General features: G+C 39.5%; 11 protein-coding genes, 1 tRNA gene and 1 riboswitch. Of the genes, 9 read left to right on the top strand and 3 right to left on the bottom strand.

The features are described from left to right. Both pth and mfd read left to right on the top strand, forming a co-directional pair. Entirely contained in the window at nucleotides 1–600 is a 600-nt protein-coding gene (gene pth / locus K9E37_RS00005; RefSeq protein ID WP_103013991.1) for an aminoacyl-tRNA hydrolase, read from the top strand. After that, nucleotides 590–4198 (top strand): transcription-repair coupling factor, encoded by a 3609-nt coding sequence (mfd, locus tag K9E37_RS00010; RefSeq protein ID WP_248893290.1) that lies wholly within the window; start codon nucleotides 590–592, stop codon nucleotides 4196–4198. The genes pth and mfd overlap by 11 nt, the downstream gene beginning before the upstream one ends. A 37-nt stretch (nucleotides 4199–4235) precedes the next feature. Here the strand turns inward: mfd and K9E37_RS00015 are convergent, their stop codons facing one another. The 3 genes from K9E37_RS00015 to K9E37_RS00025 all read right to left on the bottom strand — a co-directional run bounded on the left by K9E37_RS00015 (nucleotide 4236) and on the right by K9E37_RS00025 (nucleotide 7105). Next, nucleotides 4236–4973, bottom strand: coding sequence for an ABC transporter ATP-binding protein (locus tag K9E37_RS00015; protein ID WP_012914090.1), 738 nt, complete (start codon nucleotides 4971–4973; stop codon nucleotides 4236–4238). A gap of 150 nt (nucleotides 4974–5123) precedes the next feature. Further along, entirely contained in the window at nucleotides 5124–6122 is a 999-nt protein-coding gene (locus K9E37_RS00020) for an ABC transporter substrate-binding protein (protein ID WP_103013993.1), read from the bottom strand. Between the two features lie 167 nt (nucleotides 6123–6289). Further along, the gene (locus K9E37_RS00025; RefSeq protein WP_004111408.1) at nucleotides 6290–7105 is read right to left on the bottom strand and encodes an ABC transporter permease; all 816 of its coding nucleotides are present in this window, start codon (nucleotides 7103–7105) and stop codon (nucleotides 6290–6292) included. Beyond that, a riboswitch (TPP riboswitch) is annotated at nucleotides 7095–7219 on the bottom strand. It overlaps the preceding gene by 11 nt. Before the next feature lie 210 nt (nucleotides 7220–7429). Between K9E37_RS00025 and eno the strand changes: the two genes are divergently transcribed. The 7 genes from eno (at nucleotide 7430) to K9E37_RS00060 (ending at nucleotide 14346) form a co-directional block, all read left to right on the top strand. Further along, on the top strand, nucleotides 7430–8725 hold the full coding sequence (gene eno, locus K9E37_RS00030; protein ID WP_004111411.1) for a phosphopyruvate hydratase: 1296 nt from the start codon (nucleotides 7430–7432) through the stop codon (nucleotides 8723–8725). Between the two features lie 194 nt (nucleotides 8726–8919). Continuing rightward, nucleotides 8920–9834, top strand: coding sequence for an L-lactate dehydrogenase (locus tag K9E37_RS00035; protein ID WP_248893293.1), 915 nt, complete (start codon nucleotides 8920–8922; stop codon nucleotides 9832–9834). 257 nt (nucleotides 9835–10091) lie between these two features. Then, a complete protein-coding gene (gene folK, locus K9E37_RS00040) occupies nucleotides 10092–10592 on the top strand; it encodes a 2-amino-4-hydroxy-6-hydroxymethyldihydropteridine diphosphokinase (RefSeq protein ID WP_004119382.1) in 501 nt (166 codons plus the stop codon). Between the two features lie 53 nt (nucleotides 10593–10645). Beyond that, nucleotides 10646–11785, top strand: a complete 1140-nt coding sequence (folP, locus tag K9E37_RS00045; protein ID WP_248893295.1) for a dihydropteroate synthase — start codon at nucleotides 10646–10648, stop codon at nucleotides 11783–11785. Nucleotides 11786–11975: 190 nt separating this feature from the next. Next, on the top strand, nucleotides 11976–12449 hold the full coding sequence (locus K9E37_RS00050; RefSeq protein WP_012914095.1) for an FtsB family cell division protein: 474 nt from the start codon (nucleotides 11976–11978) through the stop codon (nucleotides 12447–12449). A 94-nt stretch (nucleotides 12450–12543) separates the two neighbouring features. Further along, the gene (locus tag K9E37_RS00055; protein ID WP_248893575.1) at nucleotides 12544–14220 is read left to right on the top strand and encodes a DUF501 domain-containing protein; all 1677 of its coding nucleotides are present in this window, start codon (nucleotides 12544–12546) and stop codon (nucleotides 14218–14220) included. A 42-nt stretch (nucleotides 14221–14262) separates the two neighbouring features. Further along, nucleotides 14263–14346 (top strand) — tRNA-Leu (locus tag K9E37_RS00060). The last annotated feature ends 105 nt before the right edge of the window (nucleotides 14347–14451 follow it).

Below are 14451 nucleotides of genomic sequence, written 5' to 3' on the forward strand. Positions count from 1 at the left end.
ATGGCATCGGATTTTTGGCTTATTGCTGGCTTGGGAAATCCTGGTACAAAATATGAGGGTACTCGACACAACATGGGTTTTATGGTTGCAGACGTTTTGGCACAACGTTGGTCAGTATCTCTTTCAGATCACAAAGGTTTAGCTAAACTTGGCAAAGGTGTTATGAATCTTGATGGTCGCGTAGCAAAGTTTTTCCTTGCTAAACCGTTGACTTTTATGAATGATTCTGGTGCTGCAGTATCTTCTATAAGCTCCTATTATCAAATAGAACCAGATCATATTGTGATAATTCATGATGATATGGATTTAGATTTTGGGCGTATTAAAGTAAAAGCAGGAGGCTCTGCGGGAGGACATAACGGTATTCGTTCTATCGATCGCTCTCTTGGTACTCCTCAATATTCTCGAGTGAGAATGGGTGTTGGTCATGCGCAGCGTGGTGCTCACGCGCACGATAATACAGTCAATTGGGTTCTTGGAGGTTTTGCTGCAGCTCAAAAATCCGATCTTCCAAACTTTTTAGCAGATGGTGCTGATGCTGCAGAAAGTATTATTTTCCATGGATTAGTAGCAACGCAGGAGAAGTTTAATGGCCGCTGATAGCAGGTCTAATATCAAAAATAACAAGAATGATAAGACTGATGATATTTCAGTAATAAGCTTGAGAGATATTCTTAATGATTTATCAACTAAGGACTCACTTTTTAAAGCTTTATCTGAATATGATCTTGATGTGATATCTGATTATTGTTGCGAAAGTGCAAATAAAAATCGTAAAGATTTAGATTCAATAAGTGAAGATTTAACAATTTCTTCTCCTATTGGAATTCGTTCTGCTATTGTTGCTGCATTAGCTAAGAAAAAGCCAGTTGTTGTTATTGTTCCATCGAGTAGAGATGCTGAAGATTTTATTGCGTCTGTGCGTGATTGGTACGATGGTGATGCTCAAGACGTTGCTAAATTAGAAGCGTGGGAAACGTTACCTCATGAAAGGCTTTCGCCTAGGGCAGATACTGTTGCTAGCAGGATTGCAGTGTTCCGTAGGCTTTGCCATCCTGAAAATAACACATCACTTTTTGGTCCGATTCGCGTGTTGGTTATGCCTGTGCGATCGCTTATTCAGCCTATAGTTGAAGGCATTGGTGATATAGATCCTCTGTTATTTGAGTGCGGAAAAGAATTAACTCTTGAATATGCTGTGAAACGTTTGGTAGAAAACGCATATACTCGTGTTGATTTGGTTATGGAACGTGGAGAGTTTGCTGTTCGTGGTGGAATTATTGACGTTTTTGCGCCAACGATGACGCATCCTGTGAGAATTGAATTTTTTGGTGATGAAATTGATACTATAAAGCAATTTCATGCTTCTGATCAGCGTACTTATGGCAATAATATTGCAAGTATTTGGGCTACGCCTTGCCGTGAGCTTCAGATTACAGAAAAAATTTGCAAGCGTGCGCGTTCTCTTATTGGTGCAATTCCAAATGCTGACGATATGCTTGAATCAATCGCAAATTCTATACCTGTAGAAGGTATGGAGTCTTTGTTGCCAGCACTAGTGGATCGCATGGAATCAGTGCAAAATATGCTTCCGAAGGAATCTGTTATTATTCTATCTGATCCCGAAAAATGCCGTAGAGCTGCAGATGACGTAACTGCTACAGCTAACGAATTCTTAGCAGCTAGTTGGCATGTTGCTGCTTCTGGACACGGTTCTGGAGCTCCAATAACATTCGATCAAGCTAATTTCTTGGATTTTGATGAAACGATTTCATCGTTAGAATTGTCTAATCATGACGTATGGAAATTAACATCTTTTGGTGTTGACAATCAAATTTATGGAAATATTGCTTTGCCAGCATCGGCGCCACAAGAGTTTCGAGGAGATGAATCGAAAGTTTCTGGCGGCATCACTTCTCTTGTTGACAATGGTTTTGCTGTAACTATTACTGCAGCGGCTTCTGGTACTCTTGCACGCTTGAGGCGCGCTATATATGCGACTGGTGTACATGAATTTACTACAGTGCGCTCAAGTATTTCGGATGGCTTCATTGACAATGCTGCGCGTATTGCGATTCTTACAGAGCGTGATCTGACAGGTAAATCTTCTGCATCAGCTCAACTAAAAACTCCAAGACGCAGGCGCAAAGCAATCGACCTAATGGAACTAAAGCCTGGTGATTTCGTTGTGCACGAGCAGCATGGTATTGGACGTTTTGTCGGCATGAAGCAACGTAATATTGCTGTTTCGGGTGGTAGTGCAACGCGCGAATATTTAGTCATTGAATATGCTCCTAGCAAACGTAACGCTCCTAACGATAAGCTTTTTATTCCAACTGATCAGCTTGATTTAGTGAGTAAATATATAGGTGCAGAAATACCAAAGCTTAACAAGCTCGGAGGTTCTGACTGGGCTCAAACTAAAGCAAAAGCTAAAAAGCATGTTCATGAAATTGCTGAAAATCTTATTAAACTTTATTCAGCAAGGCAGCAATCTCGCGGATTTGCGTTTAGTAAAGATACTCCTTGGCAAAAAGAGTTGGAAGACGCATTTCCTTATCAAGAAACTGCTGATCAGCTTACAACTATTGACGAAGTAAAAGCAGATATGGAAAACCCAATCCCAATGGATCGCTTAATTTGTGGAGATGTTGGTTTTGGTAAAACTGAAATTGCGTTACGTGCAGCTTTTAAAGCTGTGCAGGATTCCAAGCAAGTTGTTGTTTTAGTTCCAACGACCTTGCTTGTTCAACAGCATTACGAGACTTTTATAAATCGTTTTGAAGGATTCCCTGTAAAAGTTGCTGCAATGAGTAGATTCCAAACTTCTAAAGAGATTGAAGAAACTTTAGCTGGATTGCAAGATGGAAGCATTGACGTTGTTATTGGAACGCATAAGCTTTTGAATCCTAGTATAAAGTTCAAAGATTTAGGTTTGGTTATTATTGACGAAGAGCAGCGTTTTGGTGTGGAACATAAGGAAACGCTTAAAGCTTTGCGCACAAACGTTGACGTATTAAGTCTTTCAGCAACGCCAATTCCTAGAACTCTTGAAATGGCTGTAACTGGTATTCGTGAAATGTCTACTCTTGCAACTCCTCCAGAAGATAGGCTTCCAGTGCTTACATACGTTGGTGCGTATGATAATTCTCAAGTTGCTGCGTGCATTAAGCGTGAATTGTTGCGTGGGGGTCAAGTTTTTTACGTCCATAATCGCGTTGAAGATATTAGTTCTGTTGCAAGTAAGATTCAGGAGCTTGTGCCAGATGTCCGTGTTGCTATTGCTCATGGAAAAATGGGCGAGAAGCAGCTCGATGCTGTTATTCGTGATTTTTGGCATAGAGATATTGATGTGCTTGTTTGTACGACGATTATTGAAACAGGTCTTGATATTTCTAATGCGAATACACTTATTGTCGATCACGCAGATAGATTCGGTTTAAGCCAGTTGCATCAGCTTCGTGGTCGAGTAGGTAGAGGTCATGAGCGTGCTTACGCTTACTTTTTGTATGATCCGTCTAAGTCTATGACACAACAATCTCACGATAGGCTCTCAACAATTGCTCAGCATACTGCGCTTGGTTCTGGTTTTGATGTTGCGATGAAAGATTTGGAATTGCGCGGAACTGGAAATTTGCTTGGAGATGAGCAAAGTGGACACATTGAGGGTGTTGGATTTGATTTGTATGTTCGTATGGTTTCTGAAGCTGTTGAAAAATATAAGGAACCTGAAAGAGTTGAGCCTGTTTGCGTAACTATTGATCTTCCCGTTGAAGCTTCTCTTCCAGTTGATTATATTGCTTCTGACAAGCTTCGTTTGGAAGCGTACAGGAAGCTTGCTGCTGCTAAGGATAATAGTGATTTGCAAGAACTTCACGATGAGCTTCTTGATCGCTTTGGTAATCCGCCTGAAGAGTTTGAGTCTTTGTGTGATGTTGCTCGTTTGCGTTTTAAAGCACGCGAGATTGGTATTACGCAAATCAGCTCTCAAGGAAAATCAGTACGAGTTGTTGGCATCGATCCAAAAGAGTCTGTGATGATGCGTTTGAAGCGTATTTATAGAGGATTGCAGTATCGTCCTCTTACTCATATGCTTATTGTTCCAGCTCCTTTTGAATCTTCACTCGGGTCTGGTTCAATGAGTGAATCAGATATTCTTAAGTGGTCTAAGCAATTACTTGAAGACTTAGCGTGGTGATTTGTAATATCTGTTGCAATATAAGTGTTAAAAATATTTATTGCAATGCCATGCGTAGTTCGTCTTCTATTTCAACGTGATTATTTGGACGCTTTTGTGCATCAAGTTGGCTTCGATCAATATTCCAGTTTTTCTCAATAATTCCGTCTTTGATCATAAGAATTCTGTCAGAAAGTCTTACTGCTTCGGAAATATCGTGCGTGACCATTATCGTGGTCCAGCCATGTTTTTGCCTTAGATTATCAAGCAAATCTTGCATGTCTAAACGAGTTAAAGCGTCTAATGCTCCGAAAGGCTCGTCTAAAAGTAGTAATTCAGGATTATGAACTAAAGCTCTAGCTAATGAGACTCGTTGGGCTTGACCACCTGAAAGTTCTGATGGCCATTTCGAACCATAATTATTAAGTTGCATATCGTTAAGAGCTTTTTCTGCAATAGATTTTAGTTCTGATTTGTTTCCTTGCATGCCGAAAACTACGTTCTTACTTACTGTTAGCCATGGTATTAATCTTGCATCTTGGAAACCTATTGCTTGATGTTGTGTGACGTTTATTGTTCCAGAATCAGGTTTGATTAATCCTGAAATAACTTTAAGAAGAGTGGTTTTTCCGCATCCTGAGCGTCCTATTAGAGATACGAATTCGCCTTTTTTAATATTTAGATTTATATCTCGTAATATTTTAGCGTTATTTTTAAAAGTCACGCCAATATGTTCTAGAGTAACGCAGTAAGAGTTATCTTTAGTCTCATAGTTTTCTTCTATTTGAGTGTTCATATTTACTCCTACTGCGTTGCTTTAAATCATGTTTATATAATCTTGTTATATAACTTTGTTTTAATTTTGATTAATCAGTTATATATTATTTTATTTTGATATTTTATTTTGTTTTTTATGAATATGTGTTTTATGGATAAATGAATTAATTTACTTTGTGCAATCCATTACAGAATCTTTCAAATTCTTTGGAGCTTGCTTAATTAAACCATATTTCACGTATTCTTTGGCCTGAGTTTCCATCATTTTCAAACCTTTTTCATCGATTGGACGAATAGTTGGATTGTCAAACTTTTCAATTTGCTTAATAATAGTTTCGCTTGCTCCGAGCTGCTTGTAAGCGTTTCCAATAACATTGTTTTCTTTATGAGACTTTTCTGCTTCGCGAACAAGAGCCTTGTACATCTTCTTAACAAGATCTGGATGCTTTTTGGCAAAGCTCTTAGAAACAATGTGAATAGTAACGTTCATATTGCCGTACTTTTTAGCATTTACAAGCAATTTTGCGCCTGGAGTTGTCATTGCTGCAGCAAGATTCTGATCGAATGAGGAAATTGCGTCAATCTGTCCAGAAGTAAATGCTGCCTGGAAGTTCTTAGGGCTCATCTCAACTTTGTTAACTTTAGAAACGTCTAAACCGCTTTTATCAAATGCGCGGTGAAGCATGTAATCGCCAGTGTCACCGTTGTGAATAATAGCAACTTTCTTACCATATAAGTCTTTTAGTGTTTTCACTCCGCTTTTTGCGGATGCAACGATTCCTTGAGAATCACCATTGTAATATTCGAGCGCAAAAGCTACCCATGGCTGTCCTTCAGCAATCAAATCAATGAAGCGTCCAGTTCCAGTAGTTGTAGCATCTGCATTTCCGCTCATCACAGCAGTAAGACCGTCAACTGGAGTGTAAGGACCAGTGTAAGTTACTTTAGATTTTCCAAATTCTTCTTGAAGGAATTTCTCATTTTTCAAAGTAGTTAGATAATTTGCTGTAGAAAGATAAGCAACTCTCATAGTTCCAGCATCTTCTTTTGAAGAAGCGTTTGATGATTTTTGTGAGCTTCCGCAAGCTGCAAGAGATACAGTTGCACAAGCAGCGCAGATTAATGCAATAATGCTCTTTTTAGAAAATCGCATTTTTAAATTGGCCATGATATACAGCTCCTTTTGTTTGTTGTTTTGTTTGTTGTTTTGTTTATCTGTTGTTTGTTTGGTTGTTGTTATTTGGTTGTTGAATCTAAATATTGACTAATTCTTAAAAAGCAATTTAATGCATTTTAAAAAGTAGTTAACTTTAGAAAAATGTTGATATTACTAGATTATTGGCGTGATTTTTTATTTAATCTGCGTTCAGGTATAAGAAGATACTCTAATATGTTTGCAGTAAGCTCAGATCCAAGACCTGCAATTGCGTACATAATAACGCATGCCATCATTTGATCTGGTCTAAAGAATTCTTGTGCTCTTGAAAGAATGTATCCAATTCCAATAGAAGAATTAACTGTTTCGCAAGTCACTAATGCAACCCATGCTACAGATATTGCAAATCGCAAACCTGTCATAAAACTTGGAAGTGTGCCGCGAAGCAAAATAGATATAAAAATAGTAGATTTTTTAACGTGATAAACCTGCGCTAATTCAAGAAGTTTTGAATCAATATTACGAACTCCGTCGCGAATATTAACGTACATAGGTCCAAAAACGCCAACAGCTATAAGTGCTATTTTCATCGTTTCATCTATTCCGAGGAAAATTATTAATATTGGAGCTAAAGCCGGGAATGGAATTGACCTCAACATGTGGCTTGGTTTATCAACTACAATATTGCCAAGCTTACTGCCTCCTGCAAGTATTCCTGCTGGAACAGCAAAAATAATTCCTAACAAAAGTCCTAAAAGAACTCGTAAAATACTTATTCCTAAGGATTTTAATAATATGCCTTCGTTGTTTAAATCAATAAAAGCTTGTATTACTTCATATGGGGATGGCAAAGAACGGTCTTCGGTTGGAGAAAGAGTTGTGAAAAACCACAAAACCAAAATGAGGATAGTTGAAATCCACACTTTACATGAAGATACCGCTTTAAATGCAATCTTCAATATGTTCTTCGCTTTATTAGGCGAACTGTAAGTCATGCGACAATCCCTTCGATAGTTTTAGCTATATCAGGTTCAACGAGTGTATTCTCAGCGCAACACTATATGTATTGTTGTTTGGCACGATGTAGTTGCGCACCCCGTGTCTGAGGTCATTATCACTTAAGGGTATGGACAAGTATATTTTAAATCGATATTTATAAACAATATTGCTTAAAAATATACAATTGGCTCATATGACTCGAGTTGAATCAAAATATTGTGAACGTTCACGGCATAAATACGCTGGTACTCAATATAACGTCCATAAAACGCACTAGTCTTAAAAGAGTCATCACAACCCATAGGTATAAAGGAGTAGTTGTGGCAGCTATTGAAAGCGTATATGCACGCGAAATTTTGGATTCTCGTGGAAATCCTACTGTTCAGGTTTATTTGGAGACCGAAGATGGCGCTCAGGGTATTGGTTTAGTGCCTTCTGGTGCTTCTACTGGTGAAGCAGAAGCTTGGGAGCGTCGCGATGGCGACAAGTCCCGTTATCAGGGCAAGGGCACGTTGGAAGCTGTTAAGGCTGTCAACGAAGTAATCGCTCCTAAGGTTATTGGCATGGATGCCACCGATCAGCGCGCTCTTGATGAGACGATGATCGAGCTTGATGGCACGCCAAACAAGGGCAAGCTTGGTGCTAACGCAATTCTCGGCGTTTCCCTCGCTGCTCTCTACGCCGCTGCTGAGTCTGCTCAGCTTCCGTTGTACCGCTACATTGGCGGCACCAATGGTCACATTCTTCCAGTTCCAAACATGAACATCATGAACGGTGGTGCTCACGCTGATTTTGCAACCGATATTCAGGAATACATGATTTCTCCATACGGTTTCGCAACCTACAGCGATGCTTTGCGCGCTGGTGTTGAGGTTTATCACACCTTGAAGAATGTTTTGAAGAAGGAAGGCTTGGCTACTGGTCTTGGCGACGAAGGTGGCTTCGCTCCAAAGATGAAGTCCAATGAGGATTCCTTGAAGTACATCATGGATGCAATCGCAGCCGCTGGCTACGAGCCAGGCAAGCAGATTGGTATTTCTCTTGACGTTGCTTCCTCTGAGTTCTACAACAAGGAAACTGGTAAGTATCGTTTCGATGGCGAAGAGCGCGAATCTGCTTACATGCTTGATTACTACGAGAAGCTCATCAACGAGTATCCAATCGTTTCCATTGAAGATCCATTCCAGGAAGAAGGATGGGATGATTGGGCAGAAATCACCAAGCGTCTTGGTGATCGTTTGCAGTTCGTTGGCGATGACTTGCTTGTCACCAATCCAAAGCGTTTGGCTAAGGGTATTGAGCTTGGTGCAGCTAACTCCTTGCTCGTGAAGTTGAACCAGATTGGTTCCGTCACCGAAACCCTCGACGCTATTGAGCTTGCAACTAAGAACGGCTTCACTTCTATGGTTTCCCATCGTTCTGGCGAGACTCCAGATACCACCATTTCTGATCTTGCTGTTGCTAAGAACACTGGCCAAATCAAGACTGGTGCTCCTGCTCGTGGCGAGCGTATTGCTAAGTACAACCGCTTGCTTGAGATTGAGGAAGAGCTTGGTTCTACCGCTCAGTATGCTGGTTACAGCGCATTCAAGGCTTGCAAGAAGTATATGAAGTAACTTTTAGTTTTAAGTAACTTAGTGGCTTCTTGAGTCTTTGAGTTTTAACGGTCAGTCGTGTTTACGGCTGACCGTTTTTCGTATATTTTAGCGATTTTTTGAAAAAATATATAAATTTTTCTAACATTACTTTTATTCTCATCAAAATAGTGCTATTTTTTATGGAAAACTAAAAACGGAAGGAGATGTTTCATATGAGAAAAGTAGCAGTTATAGGCATGGGAAACGTTGGTGCAGCAGTAGCGCATCAACTTGTTGTTGGCGGTCACGCTGATGATTTGTATCTTTATGATACTAATGAGGCAAAGGTGAATGCCGACGCATTGGATTTTGAAGATTCAATGGATAATGTGCCTTTTAACGTTAATATTACGGTTAATGATTATGAAGCATTAAAAGACGTAGAGGTAATCGTAAGCGCCTTGGGTCATATAAAGCTTTTAGACGTTCCTCATCCAGATCGTTTTGCAGAGCTTAAGTATAATCGTAAGGAAGTTGCAGAAGTTGGTGCAAAGATTAAGGCTTCTGGATTCCACGGTGTTTTAATCGACATAACAAATCCTTGCGACGCTATTTGCCAGCTTTACAAGGAAGCTACTGGTCTTCCTTACGAAAAGATTATTGGAACTGGCACTTTGCTTGATTCTGCGCGCTTGCATCGTGCAGTAGGCAAGTTCTTTGGCGTGCATCCAAAGGCTGTTAAGGGATATAGCTTAGGAGAGCACGGTGATTCGCAATTCGTTGCGTGGTCTACTGTTAAGGTCTTTGAGCAGCCTATAACAGAGCTTATTAAAGAAAAGAACATGGATTTAGACGTTATTGATGAGGAAACTCGCGAAGGCGGTTTTACTGTGTTCTACGGAAAGAAGTACACAAACTACGGTATTGCTGCTGCTGCAGTTCGTTTAGTGGATGCAGTTCTTTCGGATTCTAAAGAGCAAATGCCTGTTTCAAACTATCGCGAAGAATACCATTCTTATCTTTCTTACCCAGCAATTGTTGGTAGAGAAGGAATTGTTAAGCAATGCCAGCTTGATTTGACTCAAGAAGAGTTGCAAAAATTGCAACATTCTGCAGATACAATTTTGAGTAAAGCTCAAGCAAAATAGATAAGTCAAAAATAAAATAACTAAAAAATACTACTTTTGAATCTAAAATATTTTACAGATTTTAGATAAAAGCGTATTGAAAAATGTCGTTGTAGGTTTGATTGCTCTTCAAGAGTATTGAATTTACAGCGACATTTTTGTTATAAAAATTTTTGATATTAGCTTATTTATTATTTGAATTTATAAAGTTGGCTAGTCCTAACTGTTCATGATATATACTTTTAACTATAAATTGAATTATTTTTTTTGGGGGAAATATGATTTCTAGTGCATACATAAGTGTTGGAAGTAATATAGGTGATAGATTACTTAATTTGCGTCAAGCTGTTTCGCTATTGAAGCAAAATTCGCATATAAGCAATATTATCGTTTCTTCAGTGTATGAAACTGAACCAGTTGGTGACGTAGTGCAAGACAGTTTTTATAACATTGCTTTACGCTTGGACACTGATTTAACAGCTTTTGAATTGCTTGATTTTATTCATGATATTGAACAGCGTCTTCACAGAAAGCGCATAGTTCGTTGGGGTCCTCGAACAATCGATTTAGATATTATTGATTTTGGTGGTCAAACTATAAAAAGTGAAAATCTTACGATTCCGCACAAAGAAAGAGATAATCGCAGATTCGTATTAGTTCCTTTGCTTGAAATAAGCGCAGACGATGCTAATTATCATGAGCTCATCCAAGATAAGCTTAATAAAACTAGCGACACTAATTGGATTAATATTATTGAAAGTAGCGAAGTTTTTAATTAGTTTGGAATATAAATTTAGTTTTAAATATGAGGTTTTAGAAAGAAAGAATACAAATGCGAATTATTGAAAGCGATTTGGAGAATGCGTCTTCTAAAAGTATTGCAGATATAGCGTTGCTGCAGGATCTTTGTGTAAATCAAAAAATTTTATGCACGTGGGAAAATATTAGCGAAAACGATTTAAGCAAAGTAGCTGATTTTCTCGATCATTTTGATACAGCTATCAAAGTTTCCGAGTCTTCTATTGACTTCATTTTGCCGCTTATTGCTCTTAAACCTTTTATGCAAGAGTGCGAAAAAGCATGGTACGAAGATCAAGAATTACTTGCAAGTTTGCGCTCGCTATTAAAGCAAAAAGCAATTGTGTGGAATGCAGGGCGATTCTGCTTTGATACACTTGACAAGCCGATAGTTTACGCGATTTTGAATATTACTCCTGACTCATTCTATGATGGCGGCAAGTACCAAAGTGAAGACGAAGTAAATAGCCATATTAAAGAAATAGTTGAAGCTGGTGCTGATGTTATAGAAGTAGGCGGTCAAACTACAAAACCTGGCGGTTATTTAGAAATTACTCCAGAAGAGGAAATAAGTCGCGTTATGCCTGCTATTAAGTATATTCACAAAAATTATCCTCAAATTGCTGTAGCAGTAGACACTTACAAGTTACCTGTAATGGAAGCTGCAATTGAAGCTGGCGTAGATATTATAAATGATGTTCGTGCGTTTGATTCTCCAGAAAAAGTAAAGCTTATGGCAGATTCTAACGTTGGATTAGTAACAATGCATAGCAATAGAGATACAGAATATGACAATTTAACAAAGGTTATGTGTCAATTCTTTAGCGATAATTTAAAAATGCTTGTTGATGGAGGAGTTGACTTAAATAGGATTATTCTTGATCAAGGAATTGGCTATGCAAAGGTTGCTGATGGTGAACAAGATTATGCAATGATGCGCAATATTAATCAATTGCATCGTTTTGGTCGACCAATACTGGTTGCGATTTCTAGAAAAGGCTTTGGTAAGAAGCTTTTTAATTTAGATAAAGAAGATCGTTTGCCTGTCACTTTAGTTGCAGAAACAGCGATGTTTATGGCTGGTGGACGTGTAATACGTGCTCATGATATTGCAGAAACAAAGCAATTAGTTGAAATGATCGATGTTATTAATAGAAATTACTGGTTTAAGTAGAAAAATTTGAATATTTTTTTGCAGTTTTGTTCGTCAGTTTTTTTAATTTTAATAACGAATAAATGTGAGTTACTGTAAATGTAGCGTGACTGTAAATGTGGCACAACAGCATTTTGCATCTAAAAGCGCGTAAGATACTAGCGGAATGTATGATGTTTTCACGTCGAATACATCAAGTAATTTAGAGAGTATGGTTATGAAAAAGCGTCGTAAAACAGCATTAGGTGAAGATGTAGCACCATTGCAACAGCGTCGACTACTTTCAGGACCACTTGTGTTTTTATTTATGGTTTTTGTAGTTACTGTTGGTTCAATTGAGTGCATTTCAACAGTTAGAAATTATGCGTTAAGCTTATCTGAGCTTCATGCACTTCAGCGTGAAGAAAGTGATTTACGTGAACAAAAACGTACGTTGGATAATAATATTGACCGATGGAAAGACAAAGCATACGTTACCGCTCAAGCTAGAGATCGTCTCGGTTTTATTTTTCCCGGTGAGCAGGCTGTTCGCGTAGAGCATCCTGAAGCAGTAACTGGAAAAGTTCCGAATGAATTTGCTCAAGAAAATAGCGAAACTAAGACTCATTCAGTCTTGCCTTGGTATAGTGACTTAATGTATGCAATACATAAAGCAGACAAACCAGATACTGTGCCATCCTTATAACATATAAACTGATAAAGTAAAAGATTATTTATTTGTAAAACAGCTTTAACAGGAGTAGAAACGCATGGCTAGCAGCCAAGAAAGTTCAGATAAAATGCAGAACAGTAATAAGAAATATATTCCAGAAGAAGCTGTGAAACGTTTATTTACTACACCTGCAAGTGATGCTGAGCGTACAATTGTTGAAAAGCAACTTGGAAGATTCCCTAGAGGAATGGTAGCTGTTGGTGCGCGTTGCGTTTGTGGTAGACCTCTTGCTGTTATTACTAGACCATGTTTAGAAGATGGCACACCATTCCCAACTACATGCTACCTTACCTGTCCTGAAGCTGTAAAAGCGGTGTCTCGCGTAGAAGCAGACGGTATTATGCGAGAATATAACGAGCTATTGCAATCGGACGAAGATCTGAAGAAACAATATGAGCGTGCGCATAAGTATTATTTGGAATTCCGTCATGAATTAGCTGTGTCTTTGGGGGATAGTGAAGAGCATATTAGTCAGATGAGCGCTGGTGGAATGCCAGTTCGTGTTAAATGCTTGCATGCTTTGCTTGCGCAAACATTGGTAATGGGCAAAGGTGTAAATCCTATTGGTGATATGGTGTTAGAGCGCATTAAAGATGAGTTTGATCCTAGCGTGTGCCGCTGTACTACTCCGTGGAGCGATGATGCATATGCTACTGAAACGGAAGTTGTTGTGGAAGACGAAACGATTGCAAAAGATAAAACTGCAGAGGGCGAAGCTGTGAAAAGTGACACGACTACTTGTGCAGAAAAAACAGTACAGGTTGCCGCAATTGACTGTGGTACGAATTCTATTCGACTAAAAATTGCGCAAGTTTCTGAGCATGGAATGAAAGATATTGTGCCTCGTATGCTTCGCGTCGTTAGACTAGGTCAGGGAATTGACGAAACTCATCGTTTCGCAGATGACGCTTTGGAACGAGTGAGGGAGGCTGCGCACGAATTTGCGCAAGTTTTGAAAGAACATCCAGTTGATGCGATTCGTTTTGTGGCAACTTCAGCTACACGAGATGCTGAAAATCGTGAGATTTTTGAACAAATGATGATTGATGAGCTTGGTGTTCGTCCTGAAGTTATTAGTGGTACTGAAGAGGCAGCTCTTAGCTTCCTTGGTGCAACAAGCGTTGTGTCTCGCGATGAGTTGCAGCCACCGTATCTCGTAGTTGATTTAGGTGGAGGTTCTACTGAGTTAGTGCTTGGAGGGGATGGGGACTGCTTGCCAACGCACAAGGTTTCTGCGGCGTACTCCATGAATGTTGGTTCCGTTAGAATGACGGAAAGGCATTTGCATACTGATCCTCCTACTGAAGAGGAAATTCAAGCTGCGATTGAAGATATTGACAAGCATATTGATGACGCTTTCAAAGTTGTCCCTGCAGGGCGAGCTCGTACTATTATTGGCGTTTCTGGAACTGTGACAACTATGGCTGCTTTGACTATGGGATTGCAGCATTATGATCATACTGCTGTCGATGGTGTGCGTATTGGGTTAGAGCAGGCCTACGCTGTTAATAATCGATTTTTGCGTATGCCTAAGGACTGCAGGCGCACGTATGCGACGATTCACCCAGGGCGTGTGGATGTTGTTGGCGGTGGAGCAGTTATTTGGAGTCGCGTGTTGGAGAGATTAGCAAAAGCTGCGTATGAGGATCACGGTGGGGTTTTGGATACGTTTGTTGCAAGTGAGCATGGTTTGCTTGACGGAATTACGCTTGATTTGGGAAGAAAGTTACTCGCCACACGCTGAGCTTGTTCTTTGCTTAGATATATGGCATAATAAGTGATTGCTGCCTCTGTGGCGGAATTGGCATACGCATCAGACTTAAAATCTGACGCCCTTACGGGCTTGTGGGTCCGAGTCCCACCGGAGGCACAAACAAAGCGCTGCACAGTTTTTAGCTGTGTGGCGCCTTTTGCTTTTCTGTTGGTTTTACCTATAACCCATAATGCGTGCATGTTGACAGCTTGTGATTACATA

This window comes from Gardnerella swidsinskii (genome assembly GCF_023277705.1).
GTDB classification, from domain to species: Bacteria; Actinomycetota; Actinomycetes; order Actinomycetales; family Bifidobacteriaceae; genus Bifidobacterium; species Bifidobacterium swidsinskii.

Excerpts from the sequence above, each read along its gene's own strand:
- pth (WP_103013991.1), top strand. The coding sequence starts at position 1 with ATGGCATCGGATTTTTGGCTTATTGCTGGCTTGGGAAATCCTGGTACA.
- mfd (WP_248893290.1), top strand. The coding sequence starts at position 590 with ATGGCCGCTGATAGCAGGTCTAATATCAAAAATAACAAGAATGATAAG.
- K9E37_RS00015 (WP_012914090.1), bottom strand. The coding sequence starts at position 4,973 with ATGAACACTCAAATAGAAGAAAACTATGAGACTAAAGATAACTCTTAC.
- K9E37_RS00020 (WP_103013993.1), bottom strand. The coding sequence starts at position 6,122 with ATGGCCAATTTAAAAATGCGATTTTCTAAAAAGAGCATTATTGCATTA.
- K9E37_RS00025 (WP_004111408.1), bottom strand. The coding sequence starts at position 7,105 with ATGACTTACAGTTCGCCTAATAAAGCGAAGAACATATTGAAGATTGCA.
- K9E37_RS00035 (WP_248893293.1), top strand. The coding sequence starts at position 8,920 with ATGAGAAAAGTAGCAGTTATAGGCATGGGAAACGTTGGTGCAGCAGTA.
- folK (WP_004119382.1), top strand. The coding sequence starts at position 10,092 with ATGATTTCTAGTGCATACATAAGTGTTGGAAGTAATATAGGTGATAGA.
- folP (WP_248893295.1), top strand. The coding sequence starts at position 10,646 with ATGCGAATTATTGAAAGCGATTTGGAGAATGCGTCTTCTAAAAGTATT.
- K9E37_RS00050 (WP_012914095.1), top strand. The coding sequence starts at position 11,976 with ATGGTTATGAAAAAGCGTCGTAAAACAGCATTAGGTGAAGATGTAGCA.
- K9E37_RS00055 (WP_248893575.1), top strand. The coding sequence starts at position 12,544 with ATGCAGAACAGTAATAAGAAATATATTCCAGAAGAAGCTGTGAAACGT.